Consider the following 20,152-nt stretch of genomic DNA (forward strand, 5'->3'; position numbering starts at 1 on the left):
CCACCACCAGGCACCATGAACCCCGACCCCCTTCCCTCCTCCTTCGACACGTTCGCCGACGGACTGCCATCCGAGCCCCCACCGCTGCGCGCCCGCATCACCGCGGCATGCCGCACGCCCGAGCCGCAAGCCCTGCCACCGCTGCTCACGCGGGCACGGCCGCCCGACGGCCAGGCGGGAGAGGCGCAGGAACTCGCCCATCGCATCGCCCGGCAGCTGCGCGAGCGCAAGAGTGCGAGCGGCCGCGCCGGCCTCGTGCAGGGCCTGCTGCAGGAATACGCGCTGTCGTCGCAGGAAGGCGTGGCGCTAATGTGCCTGGCCGAGGCGCTGCTGCGCATTCCCGATGCGGGCACGCGCGACGCGCTGATCCGCGACAAGATCGCGCACGGCCAGTGGCAGTCGCACGCGGGCCGCAGCCCCTCGGTGTTCGTCAACGCCGCGACCTGGGGCCTGCTGCTCACCGGCAAGCTGGTGGCCACGCACAGCGAGAGCAGCCTGTCGACGGTGCTCACGCGCCTCATCGGCAAGGGCGGCGAGCCGCTGATCCGCAAGGGCGTGGACATGGCGATGCGGATGATGGGCGAGCAGTTCGTCACCGGGGAGACCATCGCTCAGGCGCTCGCCAACGCGCGCGAACTGGAGGCGCAGGGCTTTCGCTATTCGTACGACATGCTCGGCGAGGCGGCGCTGACCATGGAGGACGCGAAGCGCTACCGCGTCGCGTACGAGCAGGCGATCCACGCGATCGGCAAGGCGTCGGCGCGGCGCGGCGTGTACGAGGGTCCGGGCATCTCGATCAAGCTCTCGGCGCTGCACCCGCGCTACAGCCGCGCGCAGCATTCGCGCGTGATGGCCGAGCTGTATCCGGTGCTGCGCGAACTCGCGCTGCTGGCGCGTCAGTACGACATCGGCCTGAACATCGACGCCGAGGAGGCCGACCGGCTGGAGCTCTCGCTCGACCTGCTGGAGCGCCTGTGCTTCGAGCCCGAACTCGCGGGCTGGAACGGAATCGGCTTCGTGGTGCAGGCCTACCAGAAGCGCTGCCCCTTCGTGATCGACTTCGTTGTCGACCTCGCGCGCCGAAGCGGCCACCGGCTGATGGTGCGACTGGTGAAGGGCGCCTACTGGGACAGCGAGATCAAGCGCGCACAGCTCGACGGTCTCGACGGCTACCCGGTCTACACGCGCAAGGCCTACACCGACGTTTCGTACCTGGCCTGCGCACGCAAGCTGCTCGACGCGCCCGAGGCGGTGTATCCGCAGTTCGCCACGCACAACGCCCACACGCTGGCCGCCATCTACACGATGGCGGATCCGTCGCGCTACGAGCCGGGACAGTACGAGTTCCAGTGCCTGCACGGCATGGGCGAGCCGCTCTACGAGCAGGTGGTGGGCCCGCTCGCGCGGCCCTGCCGCATCTATGCGCCGGTCGGCACGCACGAGACGCTGCTGGCCTACCTGGTGCGACGGCTGCTGGAGAACGGCGCCAACACCTCCTTCGTGAACCGCATCGCGGACCCGACCATCTCGCTCGACGTGCTGGTGGAAGACCCGGTCGCCACGGTGGAGCGCATGGCGGCGCAGGAGGGCACTGCCGGCCTGCCGCATCCGGCCATCCCGCTGCCGGCGGCGCTCTACGGAACGCAGCGCGCCAACTCTCGCGGCCTCGACCTCGCGAGCGACGACAGCCTGCGCACGCTGGGCCATGCGTTGAGCGAGAGCGCGGGCGAGCAGTGGCACGCCGAGCCGATGCTCGCCGAAGCCGCGCCCGCGGATGGCGAAACGGCCGAGGTGCAGAACCCCGCCGACCATCGCGACATCGTCGGCCGCGTGCGCGAGGCCACGCTCGCCGAGGTCGAATCGGCCATCGCGCAGGCCCACGCCTTCGCGCCGGCATGGGCCGCCACGCCGCCATCGGAACGCGCGGCGCTGCTCGAGCGCGCCGCCGACATCCTCGAACAAGGGATGCCGCGCCTGCTCGGCCTGCTCACTCGCGAGGCCGGAAAGACGTACGCCAACGCCATCGCGGAAGTGCGCGAGGCGGTGGACTTCCTGCGCTACTACGCGGCGCAGGCGCGCAGCGATTTCTCCAACGACACGCATCGTGCGCTCGGCCCCATGGCCTGCATCAGCCCGTGGAACTTTCCGCTGGCGATCTTCACCGGCCAGGTGGCGGCGGCGCTCGCGGCCGGCAACCCGGTGCTGGCCAAGCCGGCCGAGCAGACGCCGCTGGTCGCGGCCGAGGCAGTGCGGGTGCTGTGGGAGGCCGGCATTCCCCGTGCGGCGGTGCAGCTGCTGCCCGGGCGCGGCGAGACGGTGGGCGCGGCACTGGTGGCCGATGCGCGCGTGCAGGGCGTGATGTTCACCGGCTCCACCGAGGTCGCGCGCATCCTGCAGAAGACGCTCTCGCAGCGCCTCGGTGCGCACGGCGCGCCGGTGCCGCTCATCGCCGAGACCGGCGGGCAGAACGCGATGATCGTCGACTCCTCCGCGCTGGTGGAGCAGGTGGTGGCCGACGTGATGGCCTCCGCCTTCGACAGCGCCGGCCAGCGCTGCTCCGCGCTGCGCGTGCTGTGCGTGCAGGAAGAGGCGGCCGACCGCTTGGTCGCGATGCTCAAGGGCGCGATGGCCGAGGCCGCCATCGGCAACCCCGCGCGTCTCTCGGTGGACGTGGGCCCGGTGATCGACGCCGAGGCGCGCGACGGCATCGAACGCCACGTCGAGGCGATGCGCTCGCGCGGCCATGCGGTGTTCCGCCAGGCCCGCGAGCATGGCGACGACGCGCGCCACGGCACCTTCGTGATGCCCACGCTGATTGAGCTCGACAGCATCGGCGAGCTGCAGCGCGAAGTGTTCGGCCCGGTGCTGCACCTCGTGCGCTACCGCCGCCGCGACCTCGGCGCGCTGGTCGGGCAGATCAACGGGACCGGCTACGGGCTCACGCTGGGCGTGCACACGCGCATCGACGAGACCATCGCGCAGGTCGTGGAGAACGCGAAGGCCGGCAACGTCTACGTGAGCCGCAACATCGTGGGCGCGGTGGTCGGCGTGCAGCCCTTCGGCGGCGAGGGCCTGTCGGGCACGGGACCGAAGGCGGGCGGGCCGCTGTACATGCTGCGCATGCTGGCGACGCGGCCCGACGACGCGATGGCGCGCGCCGTAGCTGGCGCTCCGCCGGCAGCGCAACCCGCGCTGTCTGCACTGGCCCGTTGGGCCGATGCCACCGGTCGCACCGAGTTGTCGACGCAGTGCGCGCGCTTTGCGGCCCAGTCGCGCTCGGGCAGCTCGCGCACGCTGGCGGGGCCGACCGGCGAGCGCAACGTCTACAAGCTGGAGCCGCGCGAGGCAGTGCTGTGCCTGGCCGGTGCGGAGGCCGACCGGCTGACGCAGCTGGCCGCCGTGCTCGCGGCGGGCAGCAGCGCGATCTGGCCCGCCGATGCCGCAGCGCAGAGCCTGCGCGCATCGCTGCCGGCCGAGGTGCAGCAATGCGTGGCGATCGCGAACGACTGGAGTTCGGACACGGTGGCGTTCGACGCGGCGCTGCATCACGGCGATGCGCAGGGGCTTTCGGAAGTGCTGCGGCGCATCGCCGCGCGGCCGGGCCCGATCGTCGGCGTGCGCGGCTTCGCGCCGGGCGAGGCGCGCATCCCGCTCGAAAGCCTGGTGGTGGAGCGCGCCGTCAGCACCAACACCGCGGCGGCGGGCGGCAACGCGAGCCTGATGACGATCGGCTGAGCGCGCCCGCCCTGCCTGCTATTTGTCGAACGCGGGATCGACGGGCACGCGGTAGCCGTTGACGAGCCGGTTGGTCTCGTTGGCCATGCCGACCACGGCCATGAGCTCGGCGAACATCGCGGGCGTCATGCCGGCCTTCTCGGCGCCGGCGTGGTGGCTCGCCGTGCAGTAGCCGCAGCCGTTGGTCACGCTCACGGCGAGGTAGACCATCTCCTTCACCACGGGGTCGAGCGCGCCGGGCGCCATCACCTCCTTCAGGCTGCTCCAGGTGCGCCTGAGGGTGGCGGGATCGTTGGCGAGGTACTTCCAGAAATTGTTGACGTCGGGCACGTTGCGCGTGGTCTTGATGTCGTCGAAGACCGCGCGCACTTCGGGCGAAGCTGCCGCGTACTCGATGGGCTGGGGTTTCATGCGAGGCTCCTGCTGGTGTTGAAGGCCGGCCGACGGTACCAGCCTTCGCAGCACAGCTCGCGCACGGCGACCGGCCGCAGCCGGCCGCCGTGCCCAGCCGATCACTTCAGGTCGAAGCGATCGAGGTCCATCACCTTGGCCCAGGCGGCCACGAAGTCGCGCACGAACACCTGCTGCGCGTCGCCGGCGCCGTAGACCTCGGCGATCGCGCGCAGCTGCGAGTTCGAGCCGAACACCAGGTCGGCGGTGGTGGCGGTCCACTTCACCTCGCCGCTGGTGCGGTCGCGCCCTTCGAGCAGGTCGACCTCGGCGGCAGGCTTCTTCCAGCCGGTGCGCATGTCGAGCAGGTTCACGAAGAAGTCGTTGCTCAGCGTCTCGGGCCGCTTGGTGAAGACACCGTTGGGCGATTGGCCGTAGTTGGCGCCCAGCACGCGCAGGCCGCCGACGAGCACCGTCATCTCGGGCGCGCTCAGCCGCAGCAGCTGCGCCTTGTCGAGCAGCAGGTCGGCGGTGGCCGCGGGGTTGGTGCCTTTGCGCAGATAGTTGCGGAACCCGTCGGCCAGAGGCTCCAGCACGGCGAAGGATTCGACGTCGGTCTGCTCCTGCGAAGCGTCCATGCGTCCCGGCGAGAAGGGCACGGTCACGTCCTGGCCGGCCTTCTTCGCGGCCGCCTCGACGCCCGCGTTGCCCGCCAGCACGATCAGGTCGGCCAGCGAGATCTTCTTGCCGCCGGACTGCGCCGCGTTGAACTCCTTCTGGATGCCTTCGAGCACCGACAGCACCTTGGACAGCTCTGCCGGCTGGTTGACTTCCCAGTCCTTCTGCGGCGCGAGGCGGATGCGCGCACCATTGGCGCCGCCGCGCTTGTCGCTGCCGCGGAAGGTGGAGGCCGAGGCCCAGGCGGTGCGCACCAGCTCGCCGATGCCCAGCCCCGAGGCCAGCACCTTGGCCTTGAGCGCGGCGGTGTCCTTGTCATCGACCAGCGGATGGTCGACGGCGGGGATCGGGTCCTGCCAGATCAGCTCTTCCTTCGGCACCAGCTTGCCGAGGTAGCGGGCGCGCGGGCCCATGTCGCGGTGCGTGAGCTTGAACCAGGCGCGGGCGAAGGCGTCGGCGAACTCGTGCGGGTTGGCCATGTAGCGGCGCGAGATCTTCTCGTAGGCCGGGTCCACGCGCATCGCCATGTCGGCGGTGGTCATCATCGGGGCGTGGCGGCGCGACGGGTCGTGCGCGTCGGGCACGGTGTTGGCGCCGGTGTCGCCCTTGGGCTTCCACTGGTGCGCGCCGGCCGGGCTCTTCGTGAGCTCCCATTCGTAGCCGAAGAGGGTCTCGAAGTAGCTGTTGTCCCACTTGGTGGGCGTGGGCGTCCAGGCGCCTTCGATGCCGCTGGTGGTGGCGTGCACGCCGATGCCGCTCTCGAAGGCGTTGCGCCAGCCCAGGCCCATCTCCTCGATGCCGGCGCCCTCGGGCTCGGCACCCACCTTGGACGGATCGCCCGCGCCGTGCGCCTTGCCGAAGGTGTGGCCGCCGGCGGTGAGCGCCACGGTCTCCTCGTCGTTCATCGCCATGCGCGCGAAGGTCTCGCGGATGTCGCGAGCCGACTTCAGCGGATCGGGGTTGCCGTTGGGGCCTTCGGGGTTCACGTAGATCAGGCCCATCTGCACGGCGGCCAGCGGGTTGGCGAGCTCGCGGTCGCCGCTGTAGCGCTCGTCGCCCAGCCACTTGGTCTCGGCGCCCCAGTTGACGTCGTCTTCCGGCTCCCAGATGTCGGGGCGGCCGCCGGCGAAGCCGAAGGTCTTGAAGCCCATGGACTCCAGCGCGACGTTGCCGGTGAGGATCATCAGGTCGGCCCACGAGAGCTTGCGGCCGTACTTCTGCTTGATCGGCCACAGCAGGCGGCGCGCCTTGTCGAGGTTGCCGTTGTCGGGCCAGCTGTTGAGCGGCGCGAAGCGCTGCGCGCCCGCACCGCCGCCGCCGCGGCCGTCGAAGGTGCGGTAGGTGCCGGCCGAGTGCCAGGCCATGCGGATGAAGAGCGGACCGTAGTGGCCGTAGTCGGCGGGCCACCAGTCCTGCGAATCGGTCATCAGCGCGTGGAGGTCCTTGACGACCGCGTCGAGGTCGAGGGTCGCGAATTCCTTGGCATAGTCGAAGTCCTCGCCCATCGGGTTGGACTTGGCGGAGTGCTGGTGCAGCAGCTTCAGGTTGAGCTGGTTGGGCCACCAGTCGGTGTTCGCCGCGGCGCGGCGGGCGGTGCCGGTGGTTGCATGGCCCGGGAACGGGCATTTGGCTTCATCGGACAAGGGGTTCTCCTTTGGTTGTCGGGTGCTCGGGGTGGAGCCGGCTCAGTCTAGGTATGCCGGGCTCATCCATCAACCAAATTGGGTTCATTGGGTGAATAGCGAAGGGCTATGCCCCACTACCCTCCCCCGATGAAGGTCTACCCGTCCGTCTTCGCCCGGGAGCCGGGCACGGCGGCCAACCCCTGGCGGACTGCGGTGGTCGTGTGCCCGCCAAAGCCCCAGTTGTCGGTGTCGACCTCCTCGATGACGATGTGCGTCCACTCGGGCGGCTTGTGCAGCACGCGTTCGAGCGTGTCGGTGACCTCGCGGATGACCTGCGCCTTCTGCTCGGCGGTGTTGCCCTCGCGGGTGATGCGGATGCTGACGAATGGCATGGCCTGATCTCCTTGTCTGTATTTCCTTGTCTCTTCGCCGCTCGGCGCTCAGCGCCCGGCGCTGAAGCCGCCGTCCACCGGCAGCACGGCGCCGGTCACGAAGCCGGCGCGCGCGAGGTAGAGCACGGCCTCGTCGATGTCGCGCGTGGTACCGATGCGGCCCAGCGGATGCAGCCCCGCGAGCGCCGCGTGGTTCTCGGCGCTGTGCATGGGCGTGTCGACCACGCCGGGCGCCACCGCATTGACCGTCACGCCGTACGGCGCGAGCTCGAGCGCCAGCGCGCGCGTGGCCTCGTTGACGCCGCCCTTGAGCGCCACCGCCAGCAGCGCCGGCACGCCGCTGTGGGGCTGCATCGCGATCGCGGCGGTGATGTTGATGATCCTGCCGGCGCGCCGCTCGCTCATGTGCTTCGCCGCTTCCTGCGACGCGTAGAGCACGCCCTTCAGGTTGGTCGCGATGTTCTCTTCGATCTCCTGCGGCGTGAACTGCACGAAAGGCTTGGCGGTGAAGATGCCGGCGTTGTTCACCAGCACGTCGACATGGCCGTAGCGCGCGATGGCCTGCGCGAACAGCTCGCGCGCAGATTCGGACCGGCCGACGTCGCCCGCCACGCCGAGGAAGCGCACGCCCGCGTTCAGCTTTTCGGCCGCGGCCTGCAGGCGCTGTTCGGTGCGGCCGGTGCCTACGACGTTGTAGCCCTCGCGCAGGAAGGCCTCTGCCAGGCCCAGGCCGATGCCGCTGGTGGCTCCGGTGATGACGACGGTGTTTTCAGACTTGCTCATGGTGGTCCTCGATCAGGTTCGGTTTCAGGAAAAGTTCGAATGGCCGGTGCGGAATCCGCGTTTCGCCACCGGTTGGACAGAACTTTATTGATGACCTGAGAAGCAATAAACACACGCAACTACACTTGTCTTGATACGCCATGTAATCAATATGCAGCGCCAATTCGACGACGTTCTCCTGGGCAGCATCGAGCTGTTCTGCCTGGCGGCGGAAGCCGGCAGCTTCACGGCCGCGGCCAACGCGGCGGGCGTCACGCCCGCCGCAGTGAGCCGCTCCATCGCGCGACTGGAAAAGCGCCTGGGCGTGCGCCTGTTCGTGCGATCCACGCGCAGCATCCGCCTCACCGAAGGCGGCCGGGAATACTTCGAGCAGTGCCGCACCGCCCTGCACCAGCTGGCGGAGGCCGAGCACAAGCTCACCGGCGAGCACGTGCAGCCTTCGGGCACGCTGCGCATCAGCGCACCCACCACCTACGGCCATCACCGGCTGCTACCGCTGCTGCCAGAGTTCCGCGCGCGCTACCCGCTGATCAAGGTCGAGGCGCACATCAGCAACCGCAACATCGACCTGCACGAGGAAAACTTCGACATCGCGATCCGCTTTCGCGCCCAGCCGGATTCGACGATGGTGGCGCGCCACCTCGAAGACGCGAAGCTCGTGGTGGTCGCCAGCCCCGGCTACCTTCTGCGCGCGGGACAGCCGCAAACGCTGGACGATCTTGTGCACCACGAGTGCATCCAGTTCGACCTGCCCAGCAGCGGCCGGCAAATTCCCTGGCTGTTCATGGACGAAGGCCGCGAGAAGGAGATGCTCTCCGGCGGCAACTACAGCTGCGCCGAAGACGTGCTCGCGGGCGTGACGCTGGCCCGCGCCGGCGCCGGGCTGTTCCAGACCTACGGCTTCGTCGTCGAGAAAGACCTGGCACGCGGCGACCTGGTCGAGGTTCTGCAGCCCTATGCAGGGCGCTCACGTCCGGTGAGCCTGATCTATCCGCATGCACGGCTGCTGCCTTCGCGCGTGCGGGCGTTCGTGGAATTCTTGGTGGAGCGCGGCTCGGCGCCGCCGCCGCAGACGGAAGCCGTATCTTGAAAACTATCTCCGAGACAGCCGCAGCAGCGGGAAGGGCTCGCCGTCTCAGGCGTCGGCGATGGCGCGCGGCTTCAGGCGAAAGCTCACGCCCATCCTGTTCATGGCATTCATGGCGGCGATGGTCAGCGTGAGATCGACCAGGTCCTTCTCCGAGAAAGCCGCCGCCGCTGCCGCGTAGGCCTCCTCGGAGGCATGCGTTTCGCTGATCCGGGTCACTTCCTCGGCCCAGGCGAGCGCAGCGCGCTCCTGATCCGAGAACAGGCGGGGCACCTCATGCCACACCGGCACTAGCACGACCGTATCGACGGACATGCCCTCCTTGATGAGATCGCGCGTGTGGATGTCGATGCAGTAGGCACAACCGTTGATCTGGGAGACTCGCAGGAACACCAGGTGGATCAGCCTGGGCGGCAGCGCGGTGCCTGTCGTGACGAAGTGATGCAGACCGCCAACGGCCTTGGCACCCTCGGGAGAAACAGCAAACCAGTTGGCGCGTTTCATGTTTTCACCGTCCTTTCAGAGAAGCTGAGGAGCCGGCACCATGCCGGTCCATCAACTGCCAGACGGTCGAGCGCAGGCCGTTGTGACAAGTCCAGCAAAACTCGCCTGAACGCCGGGACATCCGCGCGTCGAGGCGTGGGGGGACGACCCGCCCGACGGGACTGCGCATTGATCAGAGGCATCCGCGCCGTCCAGGCGCTCGCTCGATCGATGATGCGCTGGCGCTCGCTCGATCGATGATGCGCTGCCGCTCGCTCAGCTCACTCCACCGTCACGCTCTTCGCCAGATTGCGCGGCTTGTCGACGTCGGTGCCCCTCGCGCATGCGGTGTGGTACGACAGCAGCTGCAGCGGCACCACGTGCAGGATCGGCGAGAGGGCGCCGTAGTGCTCGGGCATGCGGATCACGTGCAGGCCCTCGCCGCTCTTGATCCTGGTGTCGCCGTCGGCCAGCACGTAGAGCACGCCGCCGCGGGCGCGCACTTCCTGCAGGTTGCTCTTGAGCTTCTCGAGCAGTGCATCGTTGGGGGCCACGGCCACCACGGGCATCTCGCTCGTGACGAGCGCGAGCGGGCCGTGCTTGAGTTCGCCGGCGGCGTAGGCCTCGGCATGGATGTAGGTCACTTCCTTGAGCTTGAGTGCGCCTTCGAGGGCGATCGGGTAGTGCAGCCCGCGGCCGAGGAAGAGCGCGTTGTCCTTGCGAGCGAAGTCTTCCGCCCAGCCGATGATCTGCGGCTCCAGCGCAAGCACCGACTGCAGCGCGACCGGCAGGTGGCGCATCTCCTTCAGGTAGCGCGCCTCCTCGGCCTCGCTCAACCTGCCCTTGGCCTGGGCGATGGCGAGCGTGAGCAGGAAGAGTCCCGCGAGCTGTGTGGTGAAGGCCTTGGTCGAGGCCACGCCGATTTCCACGCCGGCACGCGTGATGTACGCCAGCTTGCACTCGCGCACCATCGCGCTGGTGGCGACGTTGCAGATGGTCAACGTCTGCTCCATGCCCAGCGAGCGAGCGTGCTTGAGCGCGGCCAGCGTATCGGCCGTCTCGCCCGACTGGCTGATGGTGACGACCAGCGTCTTCGGGTCGGGCACCGACTCGCGGTAGCGGTATTCGCTCGCGATCTCGACCTGCGTGGAGATCTTCGCGATGCCTTCGAGCCAGTACTTGGCGGTGCAGCCGCTGTAGTAGCTGGTGCCGCACGCGAGGATGAGGATCTTGTCGATGTCCTGGAACACGCGGTGCGCGCTTGCGCCGGTGGCGCCGTCCTGGCCGATGCCGTCGAACAGCTCCGGCACGATGCCTTCCACGCCCTCGAGCGTGTCGCCGATGGCGCGCGGCTGCTCGAAGATTTCCTTCTGCATGTAGTGGCGGTAGGGGCCGAGTTCGGCGGCGCCGCTGTGCGCGAGCACGGTGCGCACCTGGCGGGTGACGGGCTTGTGGTTCCTGTCGACGATCCAGTACTTGCCGGGCTGCACGTCGACCACGTCGCCCTCTTCCAGGTAGATGATCTGGTCGGTGACGCCCGCCAGTGCCATCGCGTCGCTGGCGAGGAAGTTCTCGGCGCCGTCCTTGCCCGCGCCGAGGATCAGCGGCGAACCCGCGCGCGCGCCGACCACGCGCTGCGGCTCGTCGCGGCAGATCACGGCGATGGCGTAGGCGCCGTGCAGCTGCAGCACCGCGGCCTTCACGGCCTCGAACAGGTCGCCGTCGTAGAGGCTGTCGACGAGGTGGGCGATGACCTCGGTGTCGGTCTGGCTTTCGAACACGTAGCCCTTGGCCTCGAGCGCTGCGCGCAGCGTCTCGTGGTTCTCGATGATGCCGTTGTGCACCAGCGCGATACGGCCGGGCCGCGCGGCCTGCGCGTCGGCGCCCGGGCCGTGGCTGAAGTGCGGATGCGCGTTGTGCACCGCCGGCGCGCCGTGCGTGGCCCAGCGCGTGTGGGCGATGCCGGTGAGGCCCTCGACCTTGTCGTCGCGCACCTGCGCCACGAGGTCGGCCACGCGCGAGGTGGTGCGGGCCCGCGTCAAGCCGCCGGCATGCACCGCGACGCCGCAGGAGTCATAGCCGCGGTACTCGAGCCGCTGGAGGCCCTGCACGAGGACCGGAACGATGTTGCGATGGGACGCTGCCCCGACGATGCCGCACATGGTGAGCTGCCTTTGAATGGAGAAGAGGCTCGATGGTAGGAAGACACGCAAGAAATATGCATTCGAAATTCATTCGATTTCGGACTTTTATTTCCTCTTTTCTGTCGATTGGAGTTTTATTCCATAATTTCATTCGATATGGAATCAATCTCGCTGGATTCAACCGACCTGCGCCTGCTCGACGCCCTGCAGCGCGACGCCTCCCAGACCAACCAGCGCCTGGCCGCCGACGTGGGCATCTCCCCGCCCACCTGCCTGCGCCGCGTGCAGCGGCTGCGCGACATCGGCCTGATCGAACGCCAGGTCGCGCTCCTGTCGCCCGACCGCCTCGCCGCGGTGCTGGGCCACGGCCTGCAGGCGGTGATCGAGATCTCGCTCGACCGGCAGGACGCCGCCTCGCTCGATGCCTTCGAGGCGCGCGTGATCGCCGACGACGCGGTGCAGCAGTGCTGGCGCGTGTCACCCGGCCCCGACTTCGTGCTGGTCGTGGCGGCGCGCGACATGCCCGACTACGCCGCGCTCACGCAGCGCCTGTTCACGGCCGATGCGAACGTGCGCAACGTGAAGGCCTTCTTCAGCCTGAAGCGCGCGAAGTTCGAGCCCCGGATGCCGCTGGGGTGAAAGTCCTCATGCCCCTTCGCGAACACCGCGGAACCGGCTTTGCCGGGCCGCAGGTGTTGCCCCCCCGGTAGCGGGTTGGCGCAGCGACACGAAGCGTGCGCAGCCTGGGGGCGAGCCTATTTCTTCTTTTGCGGGCGCTTCCAGTTCGGGAAGCTCACCGCCTTGCTGCGCGCCACGGTCAGCGCGCCCGGCTCGGTCGACTTGTTGATGGTCGAGCCGCCGCCGATGGTGCCGCCCGCGCCAATGGTGACGGGCGCCACCAGTACGCAGTTGCTGCCCACGTGCACGTCGTCGCCGATCACGGTGCGGTGCTTGTTGGCACCGTCGTAGTTGGCGGTGATGCTGCCCGCGCCGTAGTTCACGCGCTCGCCCACGGTGGCGTCGCCCAGGTAGGCCAGGTGGTTGGCCTTGGCGCCGGCAGCCAGGGTGGAGTTCTTCACTTCCACGAAGTTGCCGATGTGCACCTCCGCGCCCAGCTGCGCACCGGGGCGCAGGCGTGCGAAGGGGCCGATCAGCGAGCCCGCGCCGACGGTGACGCCGGCCTTCTCGCCCTCGATGTGGGTGAAGGGGTGGATCACAGCGCCGGCCTCGATGCGCGCATTGGCGATCACGCAGTTGGCGCCGATGCGCACGCCCTCGCCCAGCGACACCGCGCCCTCGAACACGCAGTTGACGTCGATCTCCACGTCGCCCGCGCATTCGAGCGTGCCGCGCAGGTCGAAGCGCGACGGGTCGGCCAGGCGCACGCCCTGATCCATCAGCGCGTTGGCCTGGCGCAGCTGCCATGCGCGCTCCAGCGCCGCGAGCTGGGCGGGGCTGTTGATGCCGGCCACCTGAAGCGCGTCTGTGGTGACGTGCGCGACCACGGGCACGCCGTCGGCGGCAGCGAGCTTGACCACGTCGGTCAGGTAGTACTCGCCCTGGGCGTTGTCGTTGTCCAGGCGGCCGAGCCAGCCCTTGAGCAGGCGTGCCGGCACGGCCATCACCCCGCTGTAGATCTCGCGCACCGCGCGCTGGGCCTCGGTGGCGTCCTTGTGCTCGACCACGGCCTGCACCTCGCCCCGCACCTCGCCGTCATCGGCCGCGCGGATGACCCGGCCGTAGCCCGTGGGGTCGTCGAACTCGATGGTCAGCAGCGCCAGCTTGCCGCCGGCGCTGGCCGCGACGAGCGCGCGCAGGGTTTCCTCGCCGATGAGCGGCACGTCGCCCGAGAGCACGACCACCGTGCCGTCATCCGACAGCAGCGGCGCGGCCTGCTGCACCGCGTGGCCGGTGCCCAGCTGCGGCTCCTGGCGCGCGAAGCGCACGGCGGCATTGCCCACGCCGCCGGCCATGGCGGCCTCGACCTGGTCCGCGCCGTGGCCGGTGACCACCACCACGTCGCGCGCCCCGATGCGCGCAGCCGTGCCCGCCACGTGCGCCAGCAGGGCCCGGCCGCCCAGCCGGTGCAGCACTTTCGGCAGCCGGCTCTTCATGCGGGTACCCTTGCCGGCGGCCATGATGACGACGTCGATCGGTCCTTGGTCGTTGTTCTGTTGCGGAGGCTGATTCATGCGTTTCTTTTCCAGGATTCGTTGCGCGACTTGCTCGGCAATCTCTGCGGTGCCCCGAATTATCGGCGCGCTGCTCGTGGCGGCCTGCCTGGGCGCCTGCAGCGCGATCCAGCTGGCCTACAACAACCTGCCGACGGTGAGCTACTGGTGGCTCGACGAGTACCTCGACTTCGACGGCACCCAGACCCCGAAGGTGCGCGACGAGCTCTCCCGGCTGCTGGCATGGCACCGGCAGAACGAGCTGCCGCGCCTGGCCTCGCTGCTGAAGGATGCACAGGCCATGGCCCCGAGCGAAGTCACGCCGGAGCAGGTCTGCGCGATGGCAGACCGCATCCGCGAGCGCCTGCTGGCCGTGACCGAGCGTGCCGAGCCCGCCGGCACCGAGCTGGCGCTGAGCCTGACCGAGGCGCAGCTGCAGCAGCTGGAGCGCAAGTACGCCAAGAACAACGCCCAGTACCGCAAGGACTGGCTGGACCGCACGCCCGAGCAGGTGCAGGAGAAGCGCTACGACCAGTTCCTCGACCGCACCGAGGATTTCTACGGCCGCCTGAGCGCCGAGCAGCGCGAGCTCCTGAAGCAGCAGGTCGCGCAGTCGGTGTTCGACCCGAAGCTGGCGGACGCCGAGCGCCGCAAGCGGCAGCAGGAAGCGCTCAGGCTGCTGCGCGGCTTCGTCGCCGCCAGGCCTTCGCCGTCACAGGCCCGCGCGGCGCTGCACGACTACATCCAGCGCATCGCCGAGCCGCCGCCGGGCCCCTGGCGCGACCAACAGCAGGCCCTTCTGCAGGAAGGCTGCCGCAACACCGCGGCCATGCACAACGGCACCAGCGCAAGCCAGCGCGCGCAGGCGGTGCGGCGGCTGCAGGCCTACCAGGACGACCTGCGCGAACTGGTGGCGGCGCGCTGAGCGCGCCGGGGTGCCGCGATCGGGAAGTGCCCGCTCAGATCAGCGGCGTGGGCCGCATCGGCCGCTCGAAGTAGTCGCCCAGCGCCTCGAGGGCATGCGGCTCCATGATGCGCAGCCAGCCGGCGTCGATCTTGTAGAGCCCCAGGCGCTGCAGCCGCCGCAGCGTCTTGTTGGTGTGCACCAGCGAAAGCCCCAGCGCGTCGGCGATGTGCTGCTGGTTGAACGGAAACTCGATCCAGCCGTCGCGCTCCATGCCCACGCGCTGGGCCCGGCGGAAGAGATGCATCAGCAGCATCGCCACCCGCTCGCTGGCGTTGCGCCGGCCGGTGGAGACGAGGTTGTCGTCGACCATCTTCTCTTCACGCGCGGCCAGCCAGGTGATGTCGTAGCCGAGCTTGGGCTGGGCGTGGAACAGTTCCCAGAGGCGGTCGCGCGAGAAGGCGCACAGCGTGACGTCGGTCACCGCCGCGACGCCGTGCGTGTGGCCGTCGGCGAACTCGTCCTGAAGGCCCAGGAAGTCGCCGGGCAGCAGGAAGCTCAGGATCTGCCGCCGGCCGTCGCTCAGCGTCTTGTAGCGGAACGCCCAGCCGGCATAGATGGTGAACAGCTGCGGGCTGCGCCGGTGCTCCTCGATGATCGAGCCGCCCGCCGCCACGCGCCGGGCTCCCACGCGGAAGGACTGGATGGTCTTCAACTCTTCCGGCGAGCAGGGCAGAAACGCCTCGATGCGTCGCAACCCGCATCGATCGCAAGGGTTCGCGCCCCCCGGAGGGGCCGCGGCGGCAGGGTAGTCCTCGTATTTCACGCTTCACTATAGGCGCCTGGCCTGTGTCTTTTGACATTTCGCGGGCTTGCCCGTGCCGCCTACACTCGACGGCCCCCTTCAACTCCGATCGCATGACCGCAGACGCAACGCCCCTCCACGAGATTCTCTACTGCAGCATGCTCACCCAGAGCCTGCCTCCGCAGACGGTGGGTCAGATCGTCTCGCGTGCCCGTGCCCAGAATGCACGGCACAACATCACCGGCTTGCTGGTGTTCGACGGCATGCGCTTCTGCCAGCACCTCGAAGGCCCGGCCGATGCCGTGGACGAGCTGATGAAACGGATCAAGGAGGACCCGCGGCACGTCGACGTCAAGGTGGTCTACGAGGCACCGCTGTCGGTGCGCAGGTACAGCGGCTTCGGCATGGGGCTGGCCGAATGCGAGGGACCCCACCTGATGGCGGGCGTGCACGCGCTCCAGGGGGAGGCGGCACTGCGCCACTTCCTGGCGCTGGTGCCGAGCTTCGACATCAACGGCTGAAGCGGCGGGGAAACGGCCCGGGAATCGCCCGAGGTAGCCCCAAAAGCCCCCCAAACAGCTCCCGAAAAAGGAAAAGGCGGCCGAAGCCGCCTTTTTCAGCACCTGGAGGACTGGGAACGATCAGGCGTTGTCCCAGCTGTAGGTGGCTCCGTAGCCATCCCACGCCTCCATCACGATGCGCTGGCCCGCAGCCACCATCAGCGATTCGCCGGGTGCGAGCACCAGGTCTTCGCTGGGATTGGCGAGCGTCGCGTCGGGCGTGATCCACACGCGGCCCTGCTTCACGCGCAGGATGCTGGCCGCCCGCGCCTTCAGGCTCATCGCCTCGCCGGGAGCGATCTGCCATGCACCGCGGCGGACTGCCGGGGGGACGGTGGCGGCGCGGGCCGGGACGGAGAGGGGCGAGAGCGATTCGGTGGTGCAGACGGCGGTGGACATGGTGTAACTCCTTGGGGCTTTGCCGACGCGCTTGACAGAAAGAGGCAATGGCGCAGTTCGGGAATGAATGATCGTTTCTCCCGCGTTGGCGGTCCAATGAAAACGAGTTAGCCTACTGATGCTGGTTTCGCATCAATTGACTGGCCGCGCCCCGCCCTCGATTCACACCCATGCAACATTCCCAGACCCATCTGCGCTCCCGCCCGATCTCCGCCGGGCACCTGCGAGCCTTCGAGGCGGTGGCCCGCCACCTGAACTTCCGCGCCGCCGCCGAGGAGATGGCGCTGACCCAGTCGGCGGTGAGCCGCCAGATCCAGTCGCTGGAAGAGGAAGTGGGCGTGGCCCTGTTCCTGCGCCATACCCGCGCGGTGGAGCTCACCAGCGCCGGCGCCCTGCTGCTGCTGGCGGTACAGCAGTCGCTGCCGCGCATCGACACGGCCGTGCGCCAGATCCGCCAGAGCGCGGGACGGCAGAGCGTGTCGCTGACCACTTTCGCGTCGTTCGCCTCGATGTGGCTGATCCCGCGGCTGGAGGCCTTCCAGCGCGACAACCCCGAGATCGACATCCGCATCGACGCCAGCGACGTGGCGGTCGACCTCGACGTGGCCGACGTGGACATCGCCCTGCGCTACGGCCCGCGCGACGCCATGCCGCCGAGCGCGGTGCGCCTGTTCGGCGAGACGCTCACGCCGGTGGCCAGCCCCTGGCTGCTCAAGAGCAGCCCGCCCATCAGGACGCCGGAAGACATGACCCGGTTCACCCTGATCGAGGCCGGCGACGCCCACCGCACCCACCTCGAGTGGCTGACCTGGCGCCGCTGGTTCGAGGTGAACGGGCTGGAGCGCGCCCAGCCCAAGCGCTGGCTCTATTTCAACTACGCCTACCAGATGGTGCAGGCCGCCCTCACCGGCCAGGGCGTGACCCTGGCGCGCAGCTCGCTGATCGCCGAGAGCCTGGCCAACGGCGACCTGGTCGAGGTGCTGCCGCAGCACCGCATGGATTCGCCGATGTCGTACTGGCTGATCGCCGGCCCGCGCAGCATGCAGCGCCCGGAGATCAAGGCCTTCTGCGACTGGCTGCAGCTGCAGGCCGTGACCACGCGCGAGACCATCGGCGAGGTGCCCGACCCGGACACCGTCGACAACATCGACTGAGCCTCAAAAGGAAGAACAGCCTGGCAGCTTCTTCCAGGAACACCGCGGAACCGGCTCCGCCGGGCCGCAGGTGTTGCCCCCGGAAGGGGGTTGGCGAAGCGACACGAAGTGCGCGAAGACTGGGGGAGAGCCCAGTGCGCGACACGAAGTGCGCGCAGCCTGGGGGAGAGTCAAGCCACGGGCCAGACCACGCCGTTGTCGTTGAGGATGGCGTCCAGCGGCAGGTCGTGCGCCTCGGGCTCGAAGTCCTCGATGAAGCCGTTGGTGAAGCCCAGCCCCACCGTGAAGGGCCGCGGTTCGAGCGCGGCCAGCGTGCGGTCGTAGAAGCCCCCGCCGTAGCCCAGCCGGTAGCCGCCCGCGCTGTAGCCCACGCAGGGCACGAACAGCAGCGTGGGCACGATCAGCTCGGTGTCCTTGGGCTTGGGGATCCCGTAGGCGTCTTCCTCCATCTGGCAGCCCGGGTACCAGGCGTGGAAGGTCAGGGTCTTGTGAACTTTGTCGATCACCGGCAGTCCGATGCGGCGGCGCTGCGGCTCCTCCATGAGCTCGCCGTCTTCCTTCCAGCGGTGCAGTGCGGGCAGCGGATCGAACTCGCCCTTGATCGGCCAGTAGGCGCCGATCACCGTGTCGGGCCGGCCCACGAGCCAGATCCGCATCACGCGCTGCAAAAGGTCGGCGCGTGTCAGCCGGTCGGGCATCGCCAGACGTTGCTCGATGAGGGCTTTCCTCAACTGTTCCTTAAGAAAACTCGCCGTTGCCGAGGTGTCGGCACCCTTTGACTTGTCCATAATCCCCCGATGCAGTTCCCAAGCATTTTGGCATCCAAGCGCAGCCATCCGCGCAATGCGGTCCCCGCGCTGGTTTTTTCCGCGGTCATCGCCTTCGCCGCAATGCTCTCGCAGCAGCCCGCCGCGGCCCAGAGCAACACCAACGACGACGTCCTGATCCAGATGAAGCAGGCCTTCCAGCGCGGCGACAAGGCCCGGCTGACGGCCCTGCTGCCCCAGGCCCGCGGCCATGCGCTCGAACCCTGGGCGGCCTACTGGGAACTCAAGGCAAGGCTGCAGGAAGCCGCGCCCAACGAAGTGCAGGACTTCTACGCCCGCTACCCCGGCACCTACCAGGAAGACCGCCTGCGCAACGACTGGCTGCTGCTGACCGGCCAGCGCCGCGACTGGGACAACTTCTCCGCCTCGCTCGACGGCTTCCGCATGGGCGACGACCCGCAGGTGCGCTGCTACGCGATCCTGGTCGACACGCTGCGAACCGGCACCGCCACGCAGGCACAGGCCGACGAGGTGCGCCGCAACTGGTTCGGCCAGAAGGACCTCGACGACGGCTGCCTCACCGCCGCCGACCGCATGGTCGCCGCCCGCCTGCTGTCGACCAACGACGTCTGGAAGAAGGCTCGCCTGGCCATGGAGGCCAACCGGCCGCAGGCCGCGCGCGCCGCCGTCACCATCGCCGCGCCCGACGCGCTGCCGCTTTTCGAGGAACTCAACGCGAGCTCGGCCAAGTTCCTGACCGGCCGTGCCTTCGTGGCTGCCAAGTCGCGCAAGGAGCTGGTGGTGCTCGCGCTCATCAAGGTCGCCATCGCCGACCCCGAGCAGGCGGCATCCCAGCTCGACAGCAAGTGGGGCCCGATGCTCTCGGCCGAGGAGCGCAACTGGCTCTGGGGCACCATCGGCCGCGCCGCCGCCATCAAGCTGTGGCCGCAGGCCGGCAGCTATTTCGCCAACGTCACCAAGAACAGCGACCTGTCCGACGACATGCTCGCCTGGCGCGTGCGCGCCGCCCTGCGCGCCGGCCAGTGGAAGGAAGTGGTGCCCGCCATCAACGCGATGAGCGAAACCGCCCAACTCGACCCGACCTGGGTCTACTGGAAGGCCCGCGCACTGGCCAGCGCAGACGGCGACGAGCGCCGCGCCCAGGCCCGCGAGCTCTACCAGAGCATCGCCGGCTCGCGCGGCTTCTACGAGATGCTGGCGCTGGAAGAAATGGGCCAGCGCACCGTGGTGCCCACGCGCCCCGCTCCGCTCACGCCCGAGGAGAAAGCCGCCGCGCGCAGCAACCCCTCGCTGGCGCGCGGCCTCTACGCCATCGCCATCGGGCTGCGCCCCGAGGGCACGCGCGAGTGGAACTACGCCACCAACCTGCACGACAAGGGCGGCATGGACGACCGCGCGCTGCTCGCCGCGGCCGACTTCGCCTGCCAGCGCGAGGTGTGGGACCGCTGCATCAACACCAGCGAGCGCACCAAGGGCGTGGTCGACGTGGAGCAGCGCTTCCCGATGCCCTTCCACGACACGGTGCTGCGCAAGAGCCAGGACATCGGCCTCGACCCGGCCTACGTCTATGGCCTGATCCGCCAGGAAAGCCGCTTCATCATGGACGCGCGCTCCGGCGTCGGCGCCTCGGGCCTGATGCAGGTCATGCCCGCCACCGCGCGCTGGACGGCCCGCAAGATCGGCCTGACCGACTTCTCGCCCAGCCAGATCAATGACCGCGAGACCAACATCACCATCGGCACCAACTACCTGAAGCTCGCGCTCGACGACTTCGACGGCTCTATGGCGCTGGCCGCCGCCGCCTACAACGCCGGCCCGGGCCGCCCGCGCAACTGGCGCAACGGCCCGGTGCTCGACGCGGCCATCTGGGCCGAGAACGTGCCCTTCAACGAGACGCGCGACTACGTGAAGAAGGTGCTGGCCAACACCACCAACTACGCCGCCATCATCAGCGGCCGGCCGCAGTCGCTGAAGGAGCGCCTGGGCCGCGTCGGCCCGCGCGACGCCTCCGAGCCCGAGCCGAACAAGGATCTTCCCTGAAGGCCGCCGCCTGA

General features: G+C 69.1%; 16 protein-coding genes and 1 pseudogene. 7 read left to right on the forward strand and 10 right to left on the reverse strand.

The window, feature by feature from the left end; genetic code table 11:
• The first annotated feature begins 15 nt into the window (after window positions 1–15).
• On the forward strand, window positions 16–3,735 hold the full coding sequence (putA, locus tag FHY06_RS09380; protein ID WP_184604620.1) for a trifunctional transcriptional regulator/proline dehydrogenase/L-glutamate gamma-semialdehyde dehydrogenase: 3,720 nt from the start codon (window positions 16–18) through the stop codon (window positions 3,733–3,735).
• Between the two features lie 18 nt (window positions 3,736–3,753).
• Here putA and FHY06_RS09385 read toward each other — a convergent pair whose 3' ends face one another.
• The 4 genes and pseudogenes from FHY06_RS09385 to FHY06_RS09400 form a co-directional block, all read right to left on the reverse strand.
• A complete protein-coding gene (locus FHY06_RS09385) occupies window positions 3,754–4,146 on the reverse strand; it encodes a carboxymuconolactone decarboxylase family protein (protein ID WP_019654563.1) in 393 nt (130 codons plus the stop codon).
• Window positions 4,147–4,247: 101 nt separating this feature from the next.
• Window positions 4,248–6,446 carry a catalase/peroxidase HPI gene (gene katG / locus FHY06_RS09390; protein ID WP_184604622.1) on the reverse strand — a complete coding sequence of 733 codons (2,199 nt, stop codon included), beginning with the start codon at window positions 6,444–6,446 and terminating at the stop codon, window positions 4,248–4,250.
• A 137-nt stretch (window positions 6,447–6,583) separates the two neighbouring features.
• Window positions 6,584–6,832 (reverse strand): annotated as a pseudogene (locus tag FHY06_RS09395) (tautomerase family protein); the annotation flags it as partial.
• A 36-nt stretch (window positions 6,833–6,868) separates the two neighbouring features.
• Window positions 6,869–7,603, reverse strand: a complete 735-nt coding sequence (locus FHY06_RS09400; RefSeq protein WP_019654566.1) for an SDR family NAD(P)-dependent oxidoreductase — start codon at window positions 7,601–7,603, stop codon at window positions 6,869–6,871.
• 151 nt (window positions 7,604–7,754) lie between these two features.
• On the opposite strand from FHY06_RS09400, the gene FHY06_RS09405 reads away from it, so the two are divergent.
• Window positions 7,755–8,693: a LysR family transcriptional regulator gene (locus FHY06_RS09405; protein WP_019654567.1), complete on the forward strand. Its 939-nt coding sequence runs from the start codon at window positions 7,755–7,757 to the stop codon at window positions 8,691–8,693.
• Between the two features lie 45 nt (window positions 8,694–8,738).
• Here FHY06_RS09405 and FHY06_RS09410 read toward each other — a convergent pair whose 3' ends face one another.
• Window positions 8,739–9,194, reverse strand: a complete 456-nt coding sequence (locus FHY06_RS09410; protein ID WP_184604625.1) for a carboxymuconolactone decarboxylase family protein — start codon at window positions 9,192–9,194, stop codon at window positions 8,739–8,741.
• A gap of 260 nt (window positions 9,195–9,454) precedes the next feature.
• On the reverse strand, window positions 9,455–11,335 hold the full coding sequence (glmS, locus tag FHY06_RS09415) for a glutamine--fructose-6-phosphate transaminase (isomerizing) (RefSeq protein ID WP_126182578.1): 1,881 nt from the start codon (window positions 11,333–11,335) through the stop codon (window positions 9,455–9,457).
• Window positions 11,336–11,473: 138 nt separating this feature from the next.
• Between glmS and FHY06_RS09420 the strand changes: the two genes are divergently transcribed.
• Window positions 11,474–11,956: an Lrp/AsnC family transcriptional regulator gene (locus FHY06_RS09420; RefSeq protein WP_019654570.1), complete on the forward strand. Its 483-nt coding sequence runs from the start codon at window positions 11,474–11,476 to the stop codon at window positions 11,954–11,956.
• 116 nt (window positions 11,957–12,072) lie between these two features.
• Here FHY06_RS09420 and glmU read toward each other — a convergent pair whose 3' ends face one another.
• Window positions 12,073–13,509 (reverse strand): bifunctional UDP-N-acetylglucosamine diphosphorylase/glucosamine-1-phosphate N-acetyltransferase GlmU, encoded by a 1,437-nt coding sequence (gene glmU, locus FHY06_RS09425; protein WP_184604628.1) that lies wholly within the window; start codon window positions 13,507–13,509, stop codon window positions 12,073–12,075.
• A 49-nt stretch (window positions 13,510–13,558) separates the two neighbouring features.
• Between glmU and FHY06_RS09430 the strand changes: the two genes are divergently transcribed.
• Window positions 13,559–14,413 (forward strand): DUF6279 family lipoprotein, encoded by an 855-nt coding sequence (locus FHY06_RS09430; RefSeq protein ID WP_184604630.1) that lies wholly within the window; start codon window positions 13,559–13,561, stop codon window positions 14,411–14,413.
• Window positions 14,414–14,447: 34 nt separating this feature from the next.
• Here FHY06_RS09430 and FHY06_RS09435 read toward each other — a convergent pair whose 3' ends face one another.
• Window positions 14,448–15,218, reverse strand: coding sequence for a Crp/Fnr family transcriptional regulator (locus FHY06_RS09435; RefSeq protein WP_409327445.1), 771 nt, complete (start codon window positions 15,216–15,218; stop codon window positions 14,448–14,450).
• 92 nt (window positions 15,219–15,310) lie between these two features.
• On the opposite strand from FHY06_RS09435, the gene FHY06_RS09440 reads away from it, so the two are divergent.
• The gene (locus tag FHY06_RS09440) at window positions 15,311–15,718 is read left to right on the forward strand and encodes a BLUF domain-containing protein (RefSeq protein WP_019654574.1); all 408 of its coding nucleotides are present in this window, start codon (window positions 15,311–15,313) and stop codon (window positions 15,716–15,718) included.
• Window positions 15,719–15,838: 120 nt separating this feature from the next.
• Here FHY06_RS09440 and FHY06_RS09445 read toward each other — a convergent pair whose 3' ends face one another.
• Window positions 15,839–16,156, reverse strand: a complete 318-nt coding sequence (locus tag FHY06_RS09445) for a DUF2917 domain-containing protein (protein ID WP_019654575.1) — start codon at window positions 16,154–16,156, stop codon at window positions 15,839–15,841.
• Between the two features lie 170 nt (window positions 16,157–16,326).
• Here FHY06_RS09445 and FHY06_RS09450 point away from each other — a divergent pair, with 170 nt between their 5' ends.
• Window positions 16,327–17,310: a LysR substrate-binding domain-containing protein gene (locus FHY06_RS09450; protein WP_019654576.1), complete on the forward strand. Its 984-nt coding sequence runs from the start codon at window positions 16,327–16,329 to the stop codon at window positions 17,308–17,310.
• A 170-nt stretch (window positions 17,311–17,480) separates the two neighbouring features.
• On the opposite strand, the gene FHY06_RS09455 is transcribed toward FHY06_RS09450, so the two are convergent.
• Window positions 17,481–18,098 carry a 5-formyltetrahydrofolate cyclo-ligase gene (locus tag FHY06_RS09455; RefSeq protein WP_019654577.1) on the reverse strand — a complete coding sequence of 206 codons (618 nt, stop codon included), beginning with the start codon at window positions 18,096–18,098 and terminating at the stop codon, window positions 17,481–17,483.
• Between the two features lie 9 nt (window positions 18,099–18,107).
• Between FHY06_RS09455 and FHY06_RS09460 the strand changes: the two genes are divergently transcribed.
• Entirely contained in the window at window positions 18,108–20,138 is a 2,031-nt protein-coding gene (locus FHY06_RS09460) for a lytic transglycosylase domain-containing protein (protein ID WP_184604632.1), read from the forward strand.
• The last annotated feature ends 14 nt before the right edge of the window (window positions 20,139–20,152 follow it).

Origin of the sequence: Variovorax atrisoli, assembly GCF_014195185.1 — a bacterium.
Lineage (GTDB): Bacteria > Pseudomonadota > Gammaproteobacteria > Burkholderiales > Burkholderiaceae_C > Variovorax > Variovorax atrisoli.